The sequence below is a fragment of the Microbacterium sp. genome (assembly GCF_047606685.1).
Taxonomy (GTDB): domain Bacteria; phylum Actinomycetota; class Actinomycetes; order Actinomycetales; family Microbacteriaceae; genus Microbacterium.
In genome coordinates, this window is sequence record NZ_JASGEC010000095.1 from 1 (window position 1) to 21,431 (window position 21,431).

Consider the following 21,431-nt stretch of genomic DNA (forward strand, 5'->3'; position numbering starts at 1 on the left):
CATCACCCGCTGATCGACTTCCGTCTCGTCGCCGGGGCGCTCGTGTCGAGCGGGCTCGCGTTCAAGGCCGCGTCGAGTCTCGCGGTCGCGGGCATGGGCTACCTCATCACCCTGCAACTCCAACTTGCCTGGGGCTGGACGGCCGGGCAGGCCGCGCTCGGCATGCTCCCGCAGGTCGTCGTCCTGATCGCGGGCGGCTGGATCATCGGCCCGCTTATGAAGGAATGGGGGCTGCGTGTCGCGGCCTGGCTCAGTTCCATCGCCGTCGTCATCGGCCTGGGCGTCTACGCACTCCTTGGCACCTTCGGATACGCCTGGATCGCTCTCGCGCTTGTCCTCGTCGCCGCGGGCATGCGCGTGGTCGGCGTCGTGGCCGGGAACAACATCATGCGCGGCGTACCCGAGAACCGCACCACGATGGGAGCCGCACTCGCCGACACCGCAGGCGAAGTCGCCACCGGCATCGGCATCGCCCTGTCAGGCACGATCCTCGCAACCATGTTCACCGGCACCCTCACCGACGGCAACTGGACAGACACCCAAGCCGAACAGTTCAACACCGCCGTCACCTGGGCAGGAATCATCCTCACGGTACTCGCGGCCCTGCTCGTGGCCTGGGGTATCGCCCGCAGCCGTCAGCGCGAGGTCAACGACCACAGCGAAAACGAACGTAGATCACGCCCAGCGAGCGCATGATGCTCGCCGTGGACGCGCACATGCTCCGACCCGCTACCCGGCTCGCCCTCGTCGCCCCGGAGGCAGCAGCCCCTTGGCGCGGGCGCGGGCGACCCAGCCCTGTGCGGTCGAGAGCGGCACTCGGCTGATCTCGGCCATCTTCGCCGTCGGGTTCGGTTCCCCGTCGTCGATGAGGCGGGTGTGCTGGAGGGCGACGACCTCATAGAAGTCCGCGACACGCTTCGGATTCCCCAGCGGCTTCATGACCTCCTCGGCGTGGAGGATACGACCGGAGGGCATCGTGAGCGTGCCGCCCTCGAACCGGGTGGCACCGGTGACGACAAACTGGCGGCGGTTGATCGCCGCCTCAATCCGCGACGTCGGAAGATTCCGCAACATGGGGCTTGCCACCGAGTCACCGGCCTGCTCGGGCAAGTAGATGATCCCCGTGATCCGCACCTCACCCATCGGCTCCTGCATCATGACGTACTGGCGTTGCAGGCGTAGCAGCACGCGCGTATGTGACTGAACATGCTCGATGAGGAACCAGCGACCATCGCGGCCATCGTTGTATCCGGTCAGTTCACCGTCCGGCCCCGGCGTGGGGTAGGCCCGCTTGTCGTATCTGAGCGCGGCATCAATGGCTACCGAGTCGGCGGAGGATTCGATCACGGGAGGGTCGGGCATGACCCAGCCCGCTGGCAGGTCTTCGGGAACCAGCAGCGGCACGTCCTCCACGTCTTGACTCATGCCTCCAGGGTAGTGGAAGCTGTGATTCATCTCAAATATTGGCCGTTACGCCATGAGTGTGTTACCTTGATATGGCGTAACTGCTATCGCATGAGATTGAGGTGAGTGTCCTGACCCCAACCCCGACCCGTCAGCGCCACTACCGCGCGGCGCAGGACCAGGGTGTGCTCGGAACAGGCGCGGGGAGCGATCCGGGACAGCTTCGGCTCAGGGCGATCCGGCGTGCGGAGCCGGACGTGAGCAAGCTGGTGCAGTGGGTTCTCAACATCACCCAGACCCGCTACGACGCCTACCGCAACGGCCAGCCCGACCCGTACGGGCTCCCCGCTCCTGCGAATCTGAGCCTGATGTCAGATGCGCGGGGCAGAGTAGAGGAAGAGCCAGCGCACCATCGAAGGAGCACCGCATGATCACCACCACCGCTCCCACCCTTACCGCGACCAATGAGCGCGCGGAGGACAAGTCGGTGCTTCTGGCCGTCTCCTACCTGCGCGTCTCGACCCGTGAGCAGGCAGAGCGCGGCGGCACCGAGGAAGGGTTCTCCATCCCCGCGCAGCGTGAGGCGAACCACCGCAAGGCCGACGAGCTGGGCGCAAGGGTCATGCGGGAGTTCGTGGACGCGGGCGAGTCCGCCAGGTCGGCGGATCGTGACGGGCTCCAGGACATGCTCGCGTTCATTACGGCGACGCGGGTGCAGTTCTGCATCGTGCATAAGCTCGACCGGCTCGCCCGTAACCGCGCCGATGACGTGAAGATTCACGAAGCCCTCATCGGTGCCGGGGTCACCCTCGTCTCGGCCACGGAGTCCATCGATCAGACGCCTTCGGGGATGCTCGTCCACGGCATCATGTCCTCCATCGCGGAGTTCTACAGCCGCAACCTCGCCACCGAAGTCACCAAGGGATTGACGCAGAAGGTCGCGCAGGGCGGCACCCCGATGCGCGCGCCTATCGGCTACTTGAACGTGCGGCGCACCGACGACGCGGGCCGCGAGATTCGCACCGTTGAGGTCGATCCCCACCGCGCCCCGCTGATCCGGTTCGCGTTCGAGCACTACGCGACCGGTGAGACTTCCGTCACCGGGCTGCTGCGCGAGTTGACCGCGCGGGGGTTGTTGACGGTGGCGACGCCGAAGCGACCGTCGAAGCCGCTGGGGAAGAACACGCTCTACAAGCTGCTGACGAACCCCTACTACGCGGGAGTCATTCGCTACAAGGGTGCGCTGCATCCGGGAGCGCACGAACCGCTCATCGAGCCCGCGCTGTTCGATAAGGTGCAGTCGCTCCTGCATGCCCGCCGCGCGAAGATGACCCGGCATGTTCAGCATGCTCATCACTTGAAAGGGCTGCTGCACTGCGGTACCTGTGGGTCGCGGATGCTGCTGGACTTCGCCACCAACCCGCGCGGGGTGACCTACGCCTACTTCGTGTGCTCCGGCCGCGCCGCAAAGAAGACGAACTGCACGAGACGCGCCGTGCCAGTCGCGGTCGCGGAACGCCTCGTCGCGGACTCCTATGCCCCCCTCACGATCAGCGACGCCACCTACCAGCGTCTCGCCGCCGACGTGGATGCCGCGTTCGACAAGCGCAACGCAGGCCAAGATCAAGAGGTCGCGGACCTGACCGCCAACCGAGCACGCCTCGAAGCAGAGTCCGACAAGCTCCTGGCCGCGCACTTCGCCGACGCCATCGACCTCACCACCCTGAAACGCCACCAAGACCGCATCCGCACCGGCCTCGCGGACGTGAACCGCCGCCTCGCCGAACACAACGAACACCACACCGGAGGCCGCGCGTTCCTCCACGACAGTCTGCGGCTGCTGACCGACGCGCACCGCGCCTACACCCACTCCGGGGACGCCGACAGGCGACTCGCGAACCAAGCCTTCTACACCCGACTCGACATCACCGACGACGAACAACTCCGCCCACACCTCGCCGAACCCTTCGCGACCATCTTCCGCGAAGCACACGCGAGCGGCGACGAAGGCAAGGAAGCCAAACGGGAACACTCAACATCTACTGATGTCGAGTGTTCCCGTAAGACACTTTGGGTGGACCTGAGGGGACTCGAACCCCTGACCCCCTGCATGCCATGCAGGTGCGCTACCAGCTGCGCCACAGGCCCGGACGCTGCCCCGACAAGCGCGAGGCAACTTCAATAGGCTACTACATCGTCCGGATTCCGCTGACCGCACGACCCATTTCCCGTCGCGAGACCCGCTGTTCCACGCGAGACCCCTGTCGCGCGTCGGCACCGCCGTGTTCTGACACGGGCGCCGACGCGAGGGGTGGGCGTCGAGACATGTGGGGGGTCTCGCGGCACGAGGTGGGTCCCGCGCCAGGGAAGGGGACACGGCCCTGCGCGGACCCGGGCATCGGCACGGTTGCCGGGCTACGCAGCGGCGGTGGGAAGCTCGATCGGAACGAGCGGGCAGTCCTTCCACAACCGCTCGAGCCCGTAGTAGACGCGCTCCTGCTCGTGGAACACGTGCACCACGAGGTCGCCGAAGTCCAGCAGCACCCACCGCGATTCCTCACGGCCCTCGCGGCGCAGGCGCTTGTGCCCGGCGACGAGCAGCTTCTCCTCGATCTCGTCGGCGATTGCCGCCACGTTGCGCTCGTTGCGCCCAGTGACGATGAGGAAGATGTCCACGAGCGGCAGCGGGCCCGAGACGTCGATCGCGACGAGGTCCTCGCCACCCTTCGCGTCAGCCGCCTTCGCGGCGACCGCGAGCATGTCGTGCGACTGGGGGCTCGCGGTCATCGGAACAGCCCGGTCGTGAACGCGAGGATAAGCACCCCCACGAGGGCGACGGCGAGCACGCCCGCGGTGATCGCGAGGCCGAGCATCAGCTTGCCGCCCTTCTCGGGCGCCGGCGGCCGGATGAGCTCTTCGGCCCCCTTGGCGGTGCTGATGGCGGCGCTGGCCGCGATCGGCGTCGGCGAGGATGCGGCGGGCAGCTCTCCGTCGACGAGCACCGCGTCGACATCCTTCCCGTCCGCCGTCCCCGGAAGGTGTCCGTGCGACCCCAGCCCATCCGGAAGCTCGTACGTGCCCGTGATCAGCACCTCGCCGGTGGCCGCGACCGGGGTGGTCAGCGGCCCCGCGGTGGGCGACTGCGTCAGGATGAGCGCGCTCGGTGTGGCGACCGATCCGGTGGATGCCGTCCCGCGCGCGATCAGGTCGTCAAACGACGACACGGGGGGATTGGCCGCCTCGGCGCCCGCGAGCAGTTCGGAGCCGAACTCGGTGCGCAAGAGCGGGCGGTCGGAGGATGCCTCGTCCGAACGCTCCTCGTCGTCGGGGGCCTCACGCTCGGCCGCGATGGCCTCCGCCGGCTCGTCTGTCTCGCTCGACGACTCGGCGTCTCGGGTGTCGTCGGCGGGCGCTTCGTCGAGAGCGGGCTCGACCTCCTCGACAGCCTCCGCCTCCACAACGTCCGCCTCGACGACGTCCTCCGCGGGCGGAGCCCACGAGCTGTGCGGCTGCGCGTCGGCCATGTCTGGCGTGATCACAGGCACCGACGCCGTGCGGATGCGCTCTTGCTCGCGCGCCTGCCTGCGCGTCAACGGCACGACGCCGAGGTCGACGTGCGCGTCAAGGCGGGGGGCGGCGGCAGCAACGGCGGGGTCTGCGGCCTTGGGAAGGTGCACCGCGGGCGCGGGCGCAGGCGCCTCGGGGGCGTCTGTCTGCGCCGCCGCGGCGGCGTCCGGGTCGATGACGGGTGTGACGCCCGTCATCCGCATCTCCCGCAGTTTCTTGCGGGTGAGTACCGGACCGTTCGGGTGGTCGGGTGTGCTCATGCCTTGCTCCGATAGAGGTGGTGCTTTGCAATGTATTGGACGACGCCGTCTGGCACGAGGTACCACACCGGGTGTCCGTCGCGAACGCGCTCTCGACAGTCGGTCGAGGAGATCGCGAGCGCGGGTATCTCGAGTCGGGAAACCTTCCCCGCCGGGAGGGCCTCGATGCTCAAGACGTGTCCGGGACGGGAGACGGCGACGAAATGCGCGAGGTTCCAGAGTTCATCATGGTCTCTCCAACTGAGAATCTGCGCAATGGCGTCTGCCCCGGTGATGAAGAACAGCTCCGCGTCCGGCCGCTCCTCGCGCAGGTCGCGCAGCGTGTCGATCGTGTATGTCGGGCCGTCCCGGTCGATGTCGGCGCGGCTCACCGTGAAGCGCGGGTTGGATGCTGTCGCGATCACCGCCATCAAGTAGCGGTCCTCGCTCGGGGTGACCTCGGCCTTCTGCCACGGCCGACCCGTGGGAACGAACACGACCTCGTCGAGGTCGAACGATTGGGCGACCTCGCTTGCGGCAACGAGGTGTCCGTGGTGGATGGGATCGAACGTCCCGCCCATGACCCCGATCCGCGCGGGCCGGCCTGCATCTGTCATGCAGGCGACCTAGTGGCCGTGTCCCGCCCCGTGATCGCCGTTCCCACCCTGCGCGCCGTGCGCTCTTGCGTACGCCTCCGCCTTCGCGGCGTGGCGATTGGCGACATCCCGGTACGAGAAGGTCACGAGCGCGAGGAGTCCGAAGACCGCGAGCGCGAGGAGTCCGATCCACAGAGTCTCGAGCATGACGTTGCCGTGGTGCTCCTCCGCCTCAGCGGCAGCGGCGACCAGTGTTGCCAGGTGCATGTCACTCCGATCGGGTCAGATGGGTTCGGCTGTCGTCGTGCGACGAGGCGCGCACCCCAGTCTAGGGGTCATGGGCGAACTTGTCCGGCGCCTCGCGCAAGCCACTTGCTGCTCGTGAGCTCGCCGAGCCCCATCGGGCCGCGCGCGTGCAGCTTCTGCGTGGAGATTCCCACCTCGGCGCCGAAGCCGAACTCGCCGCCGTCGGTGAACCGCGTCGACGCGTTGGCCATGACGACCGCCGAGTCCACTTCGGCCAGGAACCGCTCGGCCGCCGCGTCGTCTTGAGTGACGATCGACTCGGTGTGGTGCGTGGAGTAGCGGCGGATGTGATCGAGCGCGTCGTCGAGGTCGTTGACGACGCGCATCGCCAGGTCGAGGCTGCCGTACTCGGCGGCCCAGTCCTCGTCGGTCGCCGGAACCACGCCGTCGGCGAGGCGCGCGACCGCCGCGTCGCCGTGCACCGTGACGCCCTTCTCGCGCAGCGCCGCCACGACCGGCGGCACGAGGCGGGCAGCCGCGTCGCGGTGCACGAGCAGCGTCTCGACCGCGTTGCACACGCTCGGCCGCTGCACTTTCGCGTTCACCACGATGTCGCGCGCCCAGTCCAGCGGCGCCGACGCGTCGAGCACGATGTGGACCACGCCTGCGCCCGTCTCGATGACGGGGACGGATGACTCGGTGACCACCGTCTCGATCAGCTGCGCGCTCCCCCGCGGCACGAGCACGTCCACGATGCCGCGGGCGTGCATGAGCTCGCGCGCACCGTCGCGCCCGTAGTCGTCGACGGTCTGGATGGCTTCGGGGTCGACGCCGAGCGCACGCAGCGCCTCCCGCATCACCTCGACGAGCGTCGCGTTCGTGCGCTCGGCGGCCGACCCGCCCCGCAGCACGACCGCGTTGCCCGAGCGCAGCGCGAGAGAGGCGATGTCGACCGTGACGTTCGGCCGGGCCTCGTAGATCGACCCGACCACGCCGAACGGCACCGCGACCTTGGTGAGGCGCACGCCGTTGGGCAACTCGCGCTCGTCGAGCACACGGCCGACAGGGTCGGGCAGCGCCGCGATGTCGCGCACCGCGGCCGCCAGCGCCGCCACGCGGGGCTCGTCGAGGCGGAGCCGGTCTTGCAACGCCGTGGACAGGCCTCTCTCGCGGCCGCGCTCGAGATCCTCGGCGTTGGCCGCGACGATCCGCGGCGCAGCTGCCTCGATCGCGCTCGCGATCGCCAGCAGGGCGTCGCGCTTGCGGGCGTCGGACAGCAGTCCGACACTGCGCGCCGCGTCCTTGGCCAGCAGCATCCGTTCGCGGGCCGAGGTCGCGATCGCCGTCATCCCTACAGTGTATCGACGGGGCTGGTCACGGCGGCGGGGTGCGGGGCGAACCACGTGCCGATCTCCGCGCCGGCCAGCGCTTGGTCGACGAGGTCGGCGCTGGTCACGAGCACGCCGATGCCGGATGCCGCCGCCAGTCGCGCCGCCGAGACCTTGGTGGCCGCTCCCCCGGTGCCGACGCTGTTGACCACGACGGAGCCGAACTCCAGCCCCGCCAGGTCGTCTCCGGCCGCGATGCGGTCGATCGGCTCAGCGCCGGGCTCCTCCGGCGGGCGCGTGTACAGCGAGTCGATGTCGCTGAGCAGCACGAGCGCGTCGGCGCCGATCAGCTGCGCCACGAGCGCCGCCAGCCGGTCGTTGTCGCCGAAGCGGATCTCGTGCGTGGCGACCGTGTCGTTCTCGTTGACGATCGGCAGGATGCGCAGCCCGAGCAGCCGCTCCATCGCGCGTTGCGCGTTGGAGCGGTGCACGGGGTTCTCCAGGTCGCCCGCCGTCAGCAGCACTTGGCCCGCCACGATCGAGTAGCGGTCGAAGCTGTCCTGGTACCGGTAGATGAGCACGTTCTGGCCCACCGCGGCGGCGGCCTGCTGCGTCGCCAGATCGGTGGGGCGCGAATCGAGGCTCAGGAACGGCATGCCGGTGGAGATCGCTCCCGACGAGACGAGCACCACTTGCGCTCCGCGGGCGTGCGCGGCCGCGAGGGCGTCGACGATCGACGCGATGCGTCCGACGTTCTCGCCGCTGATCGACGACGATCCCACCTTCACCACGACGCGCCGCGCTGCGGCCAGGTCGCGGCGTTCCCACGCGGTCATTCGTCTCCCTCGTCGTCGGTGTGCCACCCCGCGGCACGGCGCTCCGCCTCGAGCTCGGCGCGGGCGGCCGCCTTCGCGTCCATCAGGTCGTGGTACTGCTCGCGCCGCTGCGCGGTCGTGCGGCGGGCGTTCTGGTCGAGGCGCGCATCGGTGCCGCGCGGCGCGGTGACCAACTCCGCGGCCGAGCTCAGCGCGGGGTCCCAGTCGAACACGACGCCGTCGCCCTCGCCGATCACGACCGTGGCCCCGGGGGTCGCGCCCGCCCGGAACAGCTCGTCCTCGACGCCGAGCTTCTGCAGCCGGTCAGCCAGGTAGCCGACCGCCTCGTCGTTGCGGAAGTCGGTCTGCTGCACCCAGCGCACCGGCTTGTCGCCGAGGATGCGGTAGACCGGGCCGTAGCTGCCGCCCTCGACGCGCACGGTGTACTCGCGCTCCGCTCCCTGGGGGCGGATGACCACCCGCGGCGCGGCCGGGGCCGCCGCCGCGGCGGCGCGGCGCTCGTCGACGATCGCCCCCAGCGCGAAGGTGAGCGGGCGCAGCCCGTGGTGCGAGACGGTGGAGATGTCGAACACGCGGAATCCGCGTGCTTCCAGGTCGGGGCGCACGAGATCGGCGAGCTCTTTCGCCTCGGGCACGTCGGTCTTGTTCAGCGCCACCAGCTGGGGTCGGTCGACGAGCGGCGTCTGGCCCTCGGCGACGGGGTAGGCGGCGAGCTCGGCGAGGATGACGTCGAGGTCGCTGACCGGGTCGCGCCCGGGCTCGAGGGTGGCGCAGTCGAGCACGTGGACCAGAGCGGTGCAGCGCTCGACATGGCGGAGGAACTCCAGCCCGAGTCCGCGGCCCTCGCTCGCGCCCTCGATGAGGCCGGGCACGTCGGCGACCGTGAAGCGCACGTCGCCCCCCTGGACGACGCCGAGGTTCGGATGCAGGGTGGTGAACGGGTAGTCGGCGATCTTCGGGCGGGCCGCAGAGATCGCGGCGATGAGACTGGACTTGCCCGCCGACGGGAAGCCGACCAGTGCGACATCGGCCACCGTCTTCAGCTCGAGGACGACATCGCCCTCCCAGCCCGGCGTGCCCAGCAGCGCGAACCCGGGAGCTTTGCGCTTCGGCGAGGCGAGCGCGGCGTTGCCGAGGCCGCCTTGGCCTCCGGGCGCGACGACGAAGCGCGTGCCCGGCTCGACGAGGTCGACGAGGGTGTCGCCCGCGGCATCCTTCACGACCGTTCCCACCGGCACGGGCAGCTCGAGCGACTCGCCCGCCGCGCCGGATCTGTTGTCGCCCATGCCGAAGCCGCCGTTGCCGGCGTTGCGGTGCGGCGAGTGGTGGTACGACAGCAGTGTTGTGACCTGGGGGTCGGCGACGAGCACGATGTCTCCGCCGTTGCCGCCGTTGCCGCCGTCGGGGCCGGCCAGGGGCTTGAACTTCTCGCGGCGCACCGACACGCAGCCGTTGCCACCCCTGCCCGCGCGCAGGTGCAGTGTCACCTCGTCGACGAACGTGACCATGGGTGCTCCTGCGGGTGTGGAAAGCAAATGACGGGACGGGCCGAAGCCCGCCCCGTCACGAAAGCTGTGTGTGCGACGTGTTACTCGGCCGCCGCCACGATGTTGACGACCTTGCGGCCGCCCTTCGTGCCGAACTGCACCGACCCGGCGGCCAGCGCGAACAGCGTGTCGTCGCCGCCGCGCCCGACGTTCACGCCGGGGTGGAAGTGCGTGCCGCGCTGGCGGACGATGATCTCGCCGGCGTTGACTGCCTGGCCGCCGAACCGCTTGACGCCGAGTCGCTGCGCGTTGGAGTCACGCCCGTTGCGGGTGGAGCTTGCGCCCTTTTTGTGTGCCATCTCTTCGTGCCTCTCGGTGTCTTACTTGATGCCGGTGACCTTGACGCGCGTGAGCTCCTGACGGTGCCCCTGGCGCTTCTTGTACCCGGTCTTGTTCTTGAACTTCTGGATGACGATCTTCGGGCCGCGCAGGTCGCCGAGGACCTCCGCCGTGACCGTGACCTTCGCGAGCTTGTCGGCGTCGGTCGTGACCGCGTCACCGTCGACCAGGAGGACGGCCGGCAGCTCGATCGTGTCGCCCTGAGCCGCCTTCACGCGGTCGAGCTGGAGAACCGTGCCGACCTCGACCTTCTCTTGCCGGCCGCCGGCGCGCACAACTGCGTAAACCACTTCATACCTGTTTCTTCGGGGAGCGCAGGCGCTCGGATGTCTCGAAAACCGGGTGCGGATGTCTCGACGCACCAAGGGTCTACTTTACCCGATCGGGAAAGCTCCCGCAAAGCGACCGGGACGCGTGTCGCCGCCAGGTGGAATGCCTAGACTCGGCGTCGTGGCCATTCTTGTCGACGAGCCGATGTGGCCGGCGCACGGACGCTGGTGGGCGCACCTGGTCAGCGACACCGATCTCGACGAGCTGCACGCGTTCGCGGCCGCGAACGGCATCCCCCCGCGGGGGTTCGATCTCGACCACTACGACGTGCCCGACGAGTCGGTCGACCGGCTCGTCGCGGCCGGCGCCGAGCGCGTCGACGGCCACACCCTGGTGCGGCGCCTGATCGCCTCCGGTCTGCGCGTGCGCGCCCGCGACCGGAGGGTCACTCGTTCTCGGGCCGCACGACCGGAGTCCCGGTGAGGGCGGCCGTCGTCACGCGGCGGCGAGAGCGGCCCTGACCCGGCGCCTTGGGCTCGGGAAGAGCGCTCAGCACCGAGTCGAGCAGCAGGTCCTTCTCGGTCCTCGGGCGCGCGGCATCCTTCCGCCTCTTGCGCTTCTTCCGCTCGGGCTTGGCCGCCTCCCCCTCGACAGGCTCGACGGGGGTGGAGGATGCCGCGGGCAGCTCGATGACGACCGGCTCGCCGCCGGCGGCCTCCGCCTCCTCGGCGTGGTGGATGGTCGACGCCGCGATCTGGGCCAGTGCCGACTTCACGCCCTCCGTGATGACGTGCGTGCCGTTGGCGGGAGTGGCCGGGGCGCTCGAGCGCGAGCGGCGGTTCGAGCCGCCGCCGGACGAGCGGTGCTTGACCACGGGGTCGTGGTGCACGATGACACCGCGTCCCGCGCAGACATCGCACGCCTCGCTGAACGTCTCGAGCAGGCCGAGCCCGAGCTTTTTGCGAGTCATCTGCACGAGGCCGAGCGAGGTGACCTCGGCGACCTGGTGCTTGGTGCGGTCGCGGCTCAAGCACTCGACGAGACGCCGCAGCACCAGATCGCGATTCGACTCGAGCACCATGTCGATGAAGTCGATCACGATGATGCCGCCGATGTCGCGCAGGCGCAGCTGGCGCACGATCTCCTCAGCGGCCTCCAGGTTGTTCTTCGTGACCGTCTCCTCGAGGTTTCCGCCGGAGCCGACGAACTTCCCCGTGTTGACGTCGACGACTGTCATCGCCTCGGTGCGGTCGATGACCAAAGACCCTCCCGAGGGCAGCCACACCTTGCGGTCGAGTGCCTTCTCGATCTGCTCGGTGATGCGGAACTCGTCGAACGGGTCGCTCTCGCCCTCGTGCGTCTCGACCCGCTCGAGCAGGTCGGGAGCCACGCTCTCGAGGTACTTCGTGATCGTGTGGTGCGCGTCCTCGCCCTGGATCGACATGCGGGTGAAGTCCTCGTTGAAGACATCGCGGACGATCTTGACGAGGAGGTCGGGCTCGGAGTGCAGCAGGGCGGGCGCCTGCTGTGTTTCGACCTGGCGGCTGATGTACTCCCACTGCGCGGTGAGGCGGTGCACGTCACGCGTGAGCTGCTCCTCGGTGGCGCCCTCGGCCGCAGTGCGCACGATGACGCCGGACGACTCGGGCAGCACCTCCTTGAGGATCTTCTTCAGCCGCGCGCGCTCGGTGTCGGGGAGCTTGCGCGAGATGCCGTTCATCGCGCCGCCGGGCACGTACACGAGGTAGCGGCCGGGAAGCGAGATCTGGCTCGTGAGGCGCGCGCCCTTGTGGCCAACCGGGTCTTTCGTGACCTGCACGAGCACGCGGTCGCCCGACTTCAGGGCGAGTTCGATGCGGCGCGGCTGGTTGCCGGTCTCGACGGCATCCCAGTCCACTTCGCCCGAGTACAGCACGGCGTTGCGGCCACGCCCGATGTCGACGAACGCGGCCTCCATGCTCGGCAGCACGTTCTGCACCCGCCCGAGGTACACGTTGCCGATGAGCGACGCGTCTTGGGCCCGGGCGACGTAGTGCTCGACGAGCACGTTGTCTTCGAGCACCGCGATCTGGACGCGGCCATTCTTCGAGCGCACGACCATGACCCGGTCGACCGCCTCACGGCGCGCGAGGAACTCCGCCTCCGTCACGACAGTGCGACGGCGCCCGGCCTCCCGCCCGTCGCGACGGCGCTGCTTCTTGGCCTCGAGTCGCGTGGAGCCCTTGATGCGCTGCGGCTCGGTGACGTACTCGACGGCGCGCTTGCGGCCCCGTCGCTCGTTGCCCGAGCCTGATCCGGCCCTTGCGTCTGAGCCTGTCCCGTTCCCTGAGCCTGTCCCGTTCCCTGAGCCTGTCCCGTTCCCTGAGCCTGTCCCGTTCCCTGAGCCTGTCGAAGGGCCGCCGTCACCTGCGCCGTTTCCTGAGTCGCCGCGGCCCTCTCCCCCACGCCGACGGTTGCGTCGGCGCTGCGACGAGCCGCCCTCGGGCGACTGCTCGCTTTCGGGCAGCGCGGGAAGGGGGGCGATCTCCGGCGCGTAGAAGTGCAGCTGGGTCGACACCTGTGACACGAACACCTCGGGCAGCAGCCCGAGGCCGACCGCGGTCAGCGGCGTCGAGCTCTCGGGCGCGCCATCCATCTCTTTCGCGGCCGTCTCGGCGGGAGCGTCCTCCTGCTCGTCCGCGTCAACGGGCTCCTCCGACGACGCGTCGTCGGAGGCGGGAGCGTCCTGCGCCGCCTCGGGCGCGGCTTCGCTCAGCGGGGCGCTGTCCTGCGAAGTCTCGGGGTGCTGCTCGTCGTTGTCGTGTGTCTCATCTGCCATCACTGGCGCACTCCCTGCGGGGTGCCGCCGCGCGTCACCCGGCAAATCTCTTGCGGCCCAGTCAGTGCTGACCGTGGTCGCGAACTCATTCGGTCTGCAGCAGGCGCTCCTGGGGCGGAGGGCCGTGCTGCGCGGGCATTCGTTGCCCGAAGTCTTCAGGCGATGCGGTGCGCGGCGCGGCCGCGCGGTGCATCGACAGCCATTATCGCATGCCGAATGGCGCAACACGGCATTCCCGCCACACCAGACACGCGAACCGCGCCGAGACCCGCCTTTCGTGCCGAGACCCCTCCGGCACCGGTGGGTCTCGCGGCGGTCGGTGGGTCTCGCGGCGGTCGGTGGGTCTCGCGGCGGGCGCCGCGCACCGTGGCGCGGGCTCCGCACAGTCCCGCCTGCGATAATCCGATCCATGCCCGATGACCGCTCGACCTCGCGCCCGACCGTCATGGCCGTGTGGCTCATCATCGCCGGAGCCGTGGGCTGGTGGGCCGCCTTCCAGCTCACCCTGGAGAAGCTGCACGTGCTGGCGAACCCGGAGACGAACGCGTCGTGCGATTTCAGCGTGCTCGTGCAGTGCACCGCGAACCTCACCTCGCCGCAGGGCAGCGTGTTCGGCTTCCCGAACCCGATCATCGGCCTCACGGCGTGGATGGCGCCCGTCGTGGTCGGCTTCGCGCTGCTGGCGGGCGCGCGCTTCGCGCGCTGGTTCTGGTGGCTCTTCGAGCTCGGGCTGACGCTCGCGCTCGTGTTCGTCGTGTGGCTCATCGCGCAGAGCATCTTCGCCCTCGGCACGCTGTGCCCGTGGTGCATGGCGACGTGGGCGGTGACCATCCCCACGTTCTACGTCGTGACGCTGCACCTGCTGCGCTCCGGCATCCTGCCCGCGTCGGCGAGCGTGCGCCGCGGCGCCGCGTCGCTCATGAAGTGGGTGCCGCTGATCACGTTCGTCAGCTACGCGGTCATCGCGGCGATCGCGCAGATCCGCCTGGACGCACTCACGAACATCTTCGGCGGGCTGTTCGGGTAGGTTTCGACTCGCCCCGCTTGCGCGGCTCGACTCAGAACCAGATGTCGAGCTCGCGCGCGGCGGACTCGGGGCTGTCGGAGCCGTGCACGAGATTCTGCTGCACCTTCAAGCCCCAGTCGCGGCCGAAGTCCCCGCGGATGGTTCCCGGGGCCGCCGTCGTCGGTTCGGTCGCTCCGGCGAGCGACCGGAAGCCCTCGATCACCCGGTCGCCCGCGACGCGAATCGCCACGATCGGGCCCGACATCATGAACTCCAGCAGCGGCTCGTAGAACGGCTTGCCCTCGTGCTCGGCGTAGTGGCGCTCGAGAAGCGCGCGATCGGGCTCGACGAGCCGGATGTCGACGAGCGAATAGCCCTTCGCCTCGACGCGCGCCAGGATCGCGCCGGTGAGACCCCGCGCGACGCCGTCGGGCTTCACCAGGACAAGCGTCTCTTCCGTGGGCATGTCAGTCTCCGTTCGAAGTGTCGGGCGTCTCGGCCGCCAGCCGCGCGTTGCGCGCGTCCAGCTGCGCACCCTTGATGGTGGCATACGCCCAGAGGCCGCCGAAAATCAGCGCGACGATGAGGATGGCAGGAACGAGCAGCGCACCGAGTGCCAGAACGCCCTGCAGAGTCCACCCCAGCACGAAGCCCCAGCGCCGCTTCAGCAGCCTGGCGGTCGTGAGCATCAGCACCGCCAGCACCGACCCGGCCACGATGCCCCACCAGTCGGGAACGGCAGCGGGCATCGCGCGCAGGCCGAAGACGACAAGCCCCGACAAGAACACCACCACCGACTCGAACCCCAGCACGATCGAGCCCAGCGACTCCGCGGCGCCACGGCGACGGCGCGGGCGGGCGGGCTCCGCGGCGGCGGTCATGGCTTGTACCCCTCGTCGGCGGCGAGCCCGATCGCCTCGCCCGCCAGCACGACCGACCCCGCGATGACGACGGCACGCCGATCGTCGTGTGCGGCCCAGTCGCGCGCGGCGATGACAGCGTCGAAGAGATCGTCGTGGATGGATGCCTCGAGCCCCGCTCCACGGGCAAGCGCGGCGAGCTCGTCCGCACCGGCGGTGCGCTCCGACGGGAGCGGCGTTGTGAAGACCCGCGCCACGGCGGGGGCCAGCGCCCGCACAAGGCCATCGACGTCTTTGTCGACGAACGCGCCAAGCACGAGGCCCCACTCGTCGAAGTCGAACGCGTCGCCGAGCGCCGCGGCCAGCGCCCGCGCCCCGTGCGGGTTGTGCGCCGCGTCAACGACCACGGTGGGCTCGACCCCGATCAGTTGCAGCCGCCCGGGCGAGGCCACCTGGCCGAGGCCCTCGGCGACGACATCGCCATCCAACGCGATCGAACCGGCGCCGATCAACGACTCGACCGCCGCGATCGCGAGGGCCGCGTTGGCCCCCTGGTGGGCGCCGTACAGGGGCAGGTACTCGCTGTCGTAGGTTCCCGCCAGCCCCCGCACCGAGATCAGCTGCCCGCCGACGGCGAGCCGATCGTCGGTCAGCTCGAACTCGCCGCCCTCGAACGCGATCGTCGCACCGCGCTCGGCCGCAGCGGCACGCAGCGCAGCCTCGGCCGCCGCGTCCTGCCGCGCCGAGACCACCAGGGCGCCGTGCTTGATGATCCCCGCCTTCACAGCGGCGATCTCGGCGATCGTCACCCCGAGCCGGTCGGCGTGGTCGATGTCGATCGGCGCGAAGACCGCGACATCCCCGTCGGCTGTGTTGGTGGAATCCCACGAGCCGCCCATTCCCACCTCCAGCACGAGCACGTCGACCGGAGCGTCGGCAGCGACGACAAAGGCCAGAACGGTCAAGACCTCGAAGAATGTGAGCGGCGCGTCGCCGCGCGCTTGCAACTCCGCGTCGACGATGCCGACGAACGGCTCGATCTCGTCCCACGCGTCGGCGACCACGGCATCCGCGACCGGCTCGCCGTCGATCAGGATCCGCTCGGTGAACCGCTCCAGGTGGGGGCTCGTGAACATCCCGGTGCGCAGCCCGAGGGCGCGGACCAGACTCTCTACGATGCGCGCGGTGGACGTCTTGCCGTTCGTGCCGGTGATGTGCACCACGCGATACGTGCGCTGCGGGTCGTCGAGCAGCTCGAGCACGCGCCGGGTGCGCTCGACGCGCGGCTCGACCCACCGCTCCCCCTGCCGCGTGAGCAGCTGGGCGTACACGGCGTCTGCGCGCTGGCGGTCGTTCACGGGGTGCCCTCCGAGGTCGCGGCGCAACTCAGCCTCCGGGCCGAGCGCCCCAGCCTCGCGCCGCGGATTTCCGCGGATGCCGAGCGACGCGCCAAGCGCCGAGGCTGAGTTGGCGCCGGGACGAAGAGGAGAGTCACGCGCGCTCCCCCGTCCGCGCGACAGAAACCGTGAAGCTGCCCCGGTTCGCGTAGTCGCCCGCGGCGACGACAGCCTCGAACTCGGGCTGCGGGCGATCCGCGAGGCCGCCCGATGCCAGCGTCGCCTCGGGCGTGCGCACCCACCAGGCACGCGCGAGGGTCTCCGCCGCGACCCCCGCGGTCTCGAACGCGCGCATCACCGCCTCGGCGTCGGCGCCGTCGTCAAAGCGCAGGTCGAGGGCGATGCGGTCGCTCACGTCGAAGCCCGCCGCCCGCCGCGTGTCCTGCACGGCGCGGATGACGTCGCGAGCCAGGCCCTCGGCCTCCAGCTCCGGGGTCGTCGTCGTGTCCAGCAGCACGAAGCCGCCGCCTGCGAGGAGGGCGAGGGCCTCGCCCTCCGGGCGCCCGGTCGTCTCGAGCACGAGGTCGAACTCGCCCGCCGCCAGTTCGATGCCGCCCGCCGTGACCACGCCGTCGGCCTCAGACCAGTCGCCGGCCTTCGCCGCCTGGATCGCCTGCTGCACGCGCTTTCCGAGCCGCGGACCGGCCGCGCGCGCGTTCACCGACAGCCGGTGCGTGACGCCGAACTCCGCGGCGGCGCCTTCGGCCAGCTCGACGAGCTCGACGGTTTTGACGTTGAGCTCGTCGCGCAGGATGTCCTCGAACTGCGCGAGGGACGCGGCATCCCTCGTCACGACCGTGAGCCGCGTGAGAGGCAGGCGCACCCGCTTGCCTTCCTTCTTGCGCAACGCGTTGGCGACGGACGACACCTCGCGAACGGCGTCCATGGCGGAGCGGATGTCGGCCGCCGCCGGGAAAGCGTCGGCATCCGGCCAGTCCTGCAGGTGCACGCTGCGGCCCCCGGTGAGCCCTTGCCACACGCGCTCGGAGACGAGCGGGATGAGCGGCGCGGCCACGCGCGTGAGCGTCTCGAGCACCGTGTAGAGGGTGTCGAACGCGTCGGTCGACTCCCCCTCCCAGAAGCGGTCGCGGGAGCGGCGGATGTACCAGTTGGTGAGCGCCTCGGCGAAATCGCGCAGCTTCGCCGCCGCCGACGTCGAGTCGAGCCCTTCCAGGTCTGCCGCGACGTCGCGGACGAGCTCGCCGGTCAACGCGAGGATGTAGCGGTCGAGCACGTGTGCGGAGTCGGTGCGCCAGCTCGCCTCGTACCCGCCGGGGCGCGCCGCGTTGGCGTAGGTCGCGAAGAAGTACCACGCGTTCCACAGCGGCAGCATGAACTCCCGTACCCCGGCGCGGATGCCCTCCTCCGTCACGACGAGGTTGCCGCCGCGCAGCACCGACGACGACATGAGGAACCAGCGCATCGCGTCGGAGCCGTCGCGGTCGAACACCTCGCTCACGTCGGGGTAGTTGCGCAGCGACTTCGACATCTTCTGCCCGTCGGAGCCGAGGACAATGCCGTGGCAGCTCACCCCGGTGAACGCCGGCCGGTCGAACAGCGCGGTCGACAGCGCGTGCATGACGTAGAACCAGCCGCGGGTCTGCCCGATGTACTCGACGATGAAGTCCGCCGGAGAGTGCGTGTCGAACCACTCGTGGTTCTCGAACGGGTAGTGCACTTGGGCGAACGGCATCGAGCCCGAGTCGAACCACACGTCGAGCACGTCCTCGATGCGCCGCATCGTGCTGCGCCCGGTGGGGTCGTCCGGATTCGGGCGGGTGAGCTCGTCGATGTACGGCCGGTGCAGGTCGACCTCGCCGTCAGGGCCCTGCGGCAGCCGCCCGAAGTCGCGCTCGAGCTCTTCGAACGAGCCGTACACGTCCACGCGCGGGTGCGCGGGGTCGTCGCTCTTCCACACCGGAATCGGCGAGCCCCAGTACCGGTTGCGGCTGATCGACCAGTCGCGCGCGCCCTCGAGCCACTTGCCGAACTGCCCGTGTTTGACGTTCTCGGGCACCCACGTAATCTGCTCGTTGCCGGCGAGCATGCCGTCTTTGAAGTCGGTGACGCGCACGAACCAGCTCGACACCGCTTTGTAGATGAGCGGGCTGCGGCAGCGCCAGCAGTGCGGATAGGAGTGCTCGTACGAGGCCAGGCGCAGCAGGCGCCCGCTCTGCCGGATGAGTCTGACCAGCGGCGTGTTGGCGTCCATCCACAGCTCGCCCGCGACATCCGTCACGGCGGGAAGGAACCGCCCGCCGTCGTCGAGGCTCATGATCAAGGGGATGCCGGCAGCCTCCGTGACGCGCTGGTCGTCCTCGCCGTACGCCGGCGCCTGGTGCACGATGCCGGTGCCGTCGGTGGTCGTCACGTAGTCGTCGACGAGGATGCGCCAGGCCGTGCCGGTGCCCCACGTGTCGGCGTCCGCGTAGTAGTCGAACAGGCGGTCGTACGAGACATCCTGCAGCTCGGCCCCGAGCACTGTGCGCTCAATGGCGCTTCGCGCCGACTCGGCCGACTCGTAGCCGAGGTCTTTCGCGTGCGGCGCGAGGAGGTCTTCCGCGATGAGGTAGCGGTGCGCGGTCGCCTCGGCCGGGTCGTGGATTGCGATCCCGGCCCCGCCCCCTGAGCTTGTCGAAGGGCCTGTCGAAGGGATGTCGGCCGCCCCGCGCGGACCGCCCGGCACAACGGCATAGCGGATGCCAGGGCCCACCGCGAGCGCGAGGTTCGTCGGCAGCGTCCACGGCGTGGTCGTCCAGGCGAGGGCGCGGACGCCGGTGAGCCCGAGCGCCTCCGCCTTCGCGCCGACAAGCGGGAAGGTCACGGTCACCGACGGGTCTTGGCGCATCTTGTAGACGTCGTCGTCCATGCGCAGCTCGTGGTTGGACAGCGGCGTCTCGTCGCGCCAGCAGTACGGCAGCACGCGGTGGCCCTCGTACGCGAGGCCCTTGTCGTACAGCGTCTTGAACGCCCAGATCACCGACTCCATGTACGACGAGTCGAGCGTCTGGTAGCCGCGCTCGAAGTCGACCCACCGCGCCTGGCGGGTGACGTAGTCCTCCCACTCGCGCGTGTAGGCGAGCACAGACTCACGCGCCTTCGCGTTGAAGGCGTCGATGCCCATGGCCTCGATCTCGTCCTTCTCGGTGATGCCGAGCTGCTTCATCGCTTCGAGCTCGGCGGGTAGCCCGTGCGTGTCCCACCCGAACACGCGGTCGACCTTCTTGCCGCGCATGGTCTGGAAGCGGGGGAACAGGTCCTTCGCGTAGCCGGTGAGCAGGTGGCCGTAGTGCGGCAGGCCGTTCGCGAACGGAGGCCCGTCGTAGAACACCCACTCCTCGGCGCCGTCACGGTTCGCAATCGACGCGCGGAACGTGTCATCCCGCTTCCAGAACTCCAGCACGTCGCGCTCGACGTCGGGGAAGCGCGGGCTCGGAACGACGGGCTCGGCGGAACCGGTCGGAGCGGTCCCTGAGCTTGTCGAAGGGCGGGGGTAGGTCATCGGTCTCTCGCAGGTCGGTGTCGGTTGCCTGCCAGGACGACCCTCGCGGATCGCGGTACCACCTCGCTTGACGCTCGCGCGCCCTCTTTCACCGCGGCTGTGACGGGCCTGCCCCGCTCGGTTCTACTGGGCTCGCGCCGTTCTTCCGAGAGCTCCCCGGTGATGGCCGGATCGACGCTTTCCGACGATTCTACCGGTTGCGCGGGGTGGGTCCAGTTCCGGAGAGAGGAGACGCGCCGAGGAGAGGATGCCACGGGCGCACCCGTCCTGCGCCGGGCACATCTCCTCTGCTCGGCACGCCGCGCCGGCGCGCGGCACTGCTCACGCGGCCCGGTGCAGCCCTTGGGCGATGGCCCGCATGATCATCTCTTGCACGCCCGGCCAGTCATTGATCACCTGCTCATAGCCCACGCGGATCACGTGGTAGCCCCGGAGCATGAGCAGCGCGTCGTGGCGGATGTCGGACGTGCGCTGCGCGCCGACGTGCGTGCCGCCGTCGATCTGCAGCACCAGTCTCTCGCCGATCAGGAAGTCCACGCGGTGCCCCGCGATCCATGCTTGCGGCACGATGCGCAAGCGCAGCCAACGCAGTCTGGAACGGACGAGCGTCTCAAGCCCCGAGCCGGCGAACGGATCGGCCACGTCGAGCAAGCCCCTCGCCGTGCTCGACAGTGGCAGCCGCCGAAGCGCCAGCGCGTCGACGAGTCCTTGCGAGAGCGCCGACTCCCACACGGCAAGTGCCGCCTCGAACGGCTGGCAGGATGCGACGATCGACAGCACGTTTTCGATGGGGTCGGCCAACGCGTCCGGATGCCGCGGCACGAGCGGACGCGACCAGTGCACCCTGGTGCCGTCGCGCACGTCCACCCGCGACGCGTGCGGCCTGGCCGCCACATGCGCGCACGAGACGTCGAGCACCCAAAGCCCGAGTCTGGCCGCCTGGGTCACGCACGTCAGCACCACGCCCACGCGCGCGGCGTGCAGCAACTGCGTGTCCGCCCCCGGCACCGCGACCCATGTCCTTCGCACGCGCACCAGCCGGCCCGCCGCGACGAGGCCCGCGATGGCCCGCTTCGCGTGCCCGGCTGCGACCAGTCGCGCACTCCGCGCGATACCGCCACTGCTCTCGACCTCGGCCAGCACGGCAGCCATGGCAAGCTCGGTTCTCATCTCGGCATCCACGAGGCAATCCTCGACCGGGCACAGCGGCCCGCGGGCGCCTCCCCCGCGATCGGTGGACAACTCGCATCGCACGCTCCCTGTGCAGGAACAGCCGGCCCGCAGACATCCCGCGCCCGCGTAGCCTCCCACGCGCACCGTCTGCCCGCGCGCAACCGGCGTCCCCGCGAGAGGGGATGTGCCCGGCACAGGATCCTGCGCGCGCCCGGGCCCTCCCCCGGGCACATCTCCTGCCCCCAGCTCGCACAGCCCAGACCACGCGCCCCCGCCCACGCGCCCCGGCCGCAACACACACCG

General features: G+C 70.0%; 18 protein-coding genes, 1 tRNA gene and 2 pseudogenes. 4 read left to right on the top strand and 17 right to left on the bottom strand.

Annotated elements, in window-relative coordinates; genetic code table 11:
- Nucleotides 1-696 (top strand): annotated as a pseudogene (locus QM611_RS11305) (MFS transporter); the annotation flags it as partial.
- A gap of 33 nt (nt 697-729) precedes the next feature.
- Here QM611_RS11305 and QM611_RS11310 read toward each other — a convergent pair.
- A complete protein-coding gene (locus QM611_RS11310) occupies nt 730-1,425 on the bottom strand; it encodes a hypothetical protein (RefSeq protein WP_415080017.1) in 696 nt (231 codons plus the stop codon).
- A gap of 406 nt (nt 1,426-1,831) precedes the next feature.
- Between QM611_RS11310 and QM611_RS11315 the strand changes: the two are divergent.
- Nucleotides 1,832-2,875, top strand: a pseudogene (locus QM611_RS11315) (recombinase family protein); the annotation flags it as partial.
- 604 nt (nt 2,876-3,479) lie between these two features.
- Here the strand turns inward: QM611_RS11315 and QM611_RS11320 are convergent.
- The 10 genes from QM611_RS11320 to rplU form a co-directional block, all read right to left on the bottom strand.
- A tRNA-Ala gene (locus tag QM611_RS11320) sits at nt 3,480-3,552 on the bottom strand.
- 267 nt (nt 3,553-3,819) lie between these two features.
- Nucleotides 3,820-4,191: a ribosome silencing factor gene (gene rsfS / locus QM611_RS11325; protein ID WP_415080018.1), complete on the bottom strand. Its 372-nt coding sequence runs from the start codon at nt 4,189-4,191 to the stop codon at nt 3,820-3,822.
- Nucleotides 4,188-5,231, bottom strand: a complete 1,044-nt coding sequence (locus QM611_RS11330; protein ID WP_415080019.1) for a hypothetical protein — start codon at nt 5,229-5,231, stop codon at nt 4,188-4,190. Before QM611_RS11330 ends, rsfS begins: the two co-directional genes overlap by 4 nt.
- Nucleotides 5,228-5,827 carry a nicotinate-nucleotide adenylyltransferase gene (gene nadD, locus QM611_RS11335; RefSeq protein WP_415080020.1) on the bottom strand — a complete coding sequence of 200 codons (600 nt, stop codon included), beginning with the start codon at nt 5,825-5,827 and terminating at the stop codon, nt 5,228-5,230. Before nadD ends, QM611_RS11330 begins: the two co-directional genes overlap by 4 nt.
- A gap of 9 nt (nt 5,828-5,836) precedes the next feature.
- Complete coding sequence (locus tag QM611_RS11340) at nt 5,837-6,073, bottom strand: hypothetical protein (RefSeq protein WP_415080021.1); 237 nt, start codon at nt 6,071-6,073, stop codon at nt 5,837-5,839.
- A gap of 68 nt (nt 6,074-6,141) precedes the next feature.
- Nucleotides 6,142-7,401 (bottom strand): glutamate-5-semialdehyde dehydrogenase, encoded by a 1,260-nt coding sequence (locus QM611_RS11345; RefSeq protein WP_415080022.1) that lies wholly within the window; start codon nt 7,399-7,401, stop codon nt 6,142-6,144.
- Nucleotides 7,402-7,403: 2 nt separating this feature from the next.
- Nucleotides 7,404-8,216 (bottom strand): glutamate 5-kinase, encoded by an 813-nt coding sequence (gene proB / locus QM611_RS11350; RefSeq protein WP_415080023.1) that lies wholly within the window; start codon nt 8,214-8,216, stop codon nt 7,404-7,406.
- Entirely contained in the window at nt 8,213-9,724 is a 1,512-nt protein-coding gene (obgE, locus tag QM611_RS11355) for a GTPase ObgE (RefSeq protein ID WP_415080024.1), read from the bottom strand. The genes proB and obgE overlap by 4 nt, the downstream gene beginning before the upstream one ends.
- An 80-nt stretch (nt 9,725-9,804) precedes the next feature.
- Nucleotides 9,805-10,062 carry a 50S ribosomal protein L27 gene (rpmA, locus tag QM611_RS11360; RefSeq protein WP_415080025.1) on the bottom strand — a complete coding sequence of 86 codons (258 nt, stop codon included), beginning with the start codon at nt 10,060-10,062 and terminating at the stop codon, nt 9,805-9,807.
- A gap of 21 nt (nt 10,063-10,083) precedes the next feature.
- Nucleotides 10,084-10,392 carry a 50S ribosomal protein L21 gene (gene rplU / locus QM611_RS11365; protein WP_415080026.1) on the bottom strand — a complete coding sequence of 103 codons (309 nt, stop codon included), beginning with the start codon at nt 10,390-10,392 and terminating at the stop codon, nt 10,084-10,086.
- A gap of 160 nt (nt 10,393-10,552) precedes the next feature.
- Here rplU and QM611_RS11370 point away from each other — a divergent pair, with 160 nt between their 5' ends.
- On the top strand, nt 10,553-10,855 hold the full coding sequence (locus QM611_RS11370) for a DUF4031 domain-containing protein (RefSeq protein WP_415080027.1): 303 nt from the start codon (nt 10,553-10,555) through the stop codon (nt 10,853-10,855).
- Here QM611_RS11370 and QM611_RS11375 read toward each other — a convergent pair.
- Nucleotides 10,818-13,190, bottom strand: a complete 2,373-nt coding sequence (locus QM611_RS11375) for an Rne/Rng family ribonuclease (RefSeq protein WP_415080028.1) — start codon at nt 13,188-13,190, stop codon at nt 10,818-10,820. The two genes, QM611_RS11370 and QM611_RS11375, sit on opposite strands and share 38 nt — an antisense overlap.
- A 409-nt stretch (nt 13,191-13,599) precedes the next feature.
- Here QM611_RS11375 and QM611_RS11380 point away from each other — a divergent pair, with 409 nt between their 5' ends.
- Complete coding sequence (locus QM611_RS11380; RefSeq protein ID WP_415080029.1) at nt 13,600-14,217, top strand: vitamin K epoxide reductase family protein; 618 nt, start codon at nt 13,600-13,602, stop codon at nt 14,215-14,217.
- A 31-nt stretch (nt 14,218-14,248) separates the two neighbouring features.
- Here the strand turns inward: QM611_RS11380 and ndk are convergent, their stop codons facing one another.
- From ndk to QM611_RS11405, 5 genes are all read right to left on the bottom strand, one after another.
- Entirely contained in the window at nt 14,249-14,662 is a 414-nt protein-coding gene (ndk, locus tag QM611_RS11385) for a nucleoside-diphosphate kinase (RefSeq protein WP_415080030.1), read from the bottom strand.
- 1 nt (nt 14,663) lies between these two features.
- On the bottom strand, nt 14,664-15,077 hold the full coding sequence (locus QM611_RS11390) for a DUF4233 domain-containing protein (protein WP_415080031.1): 414 nt from the start codon (nt 15,075-15,077) through the stop codon (nt 14,664-14,666).
- Nucleotides 15,074-16,414 (bottom strand): bifunctional folylpolyglutamate synthase/dihydrofolate synthase, encoded by a 1,341-nt coding sequence (locus tag QM611_RS11395; RefSeq protein WP_415080032.1) that lies wholly within the window; start codon nt 16,412-16,414, stop codon nt 15,074-15,076. Before QM611_RS11395 ends, QM611_RS11390 begins: the two co-directional genes overlap by 4 nt.
- Nucleotides 16,415-16,547: 133 nt before the next feature.
- Nucleotides 16,548-19,955 carry an isoleucine--tRNA ligase gene (locus QM611_RS11400; protein ID WP_415080033.1) on the bottom strand — a complete coding sequence of 1,136 codons (3,408 nt, stop codon included), beginning with the start codon at nt 19,953-19,955 and terminating at the stop codon, nt 16,548-16,550.
- Between the two features lie 321 nt (nt 19,956-20,276).
- Complete coding sequence (locus tag QM611_RS11405; protein WP_415080035.1) at nt 20,277-21,137, bottom strand: endonuclease domain-containing protein; 861 nt, start codon at nt 21,135-21,137, stop codon at nt 20,277-20,279.
- Between the last annotated feature and the right edge of the window lie 294 nt (nt 21,138-21,431).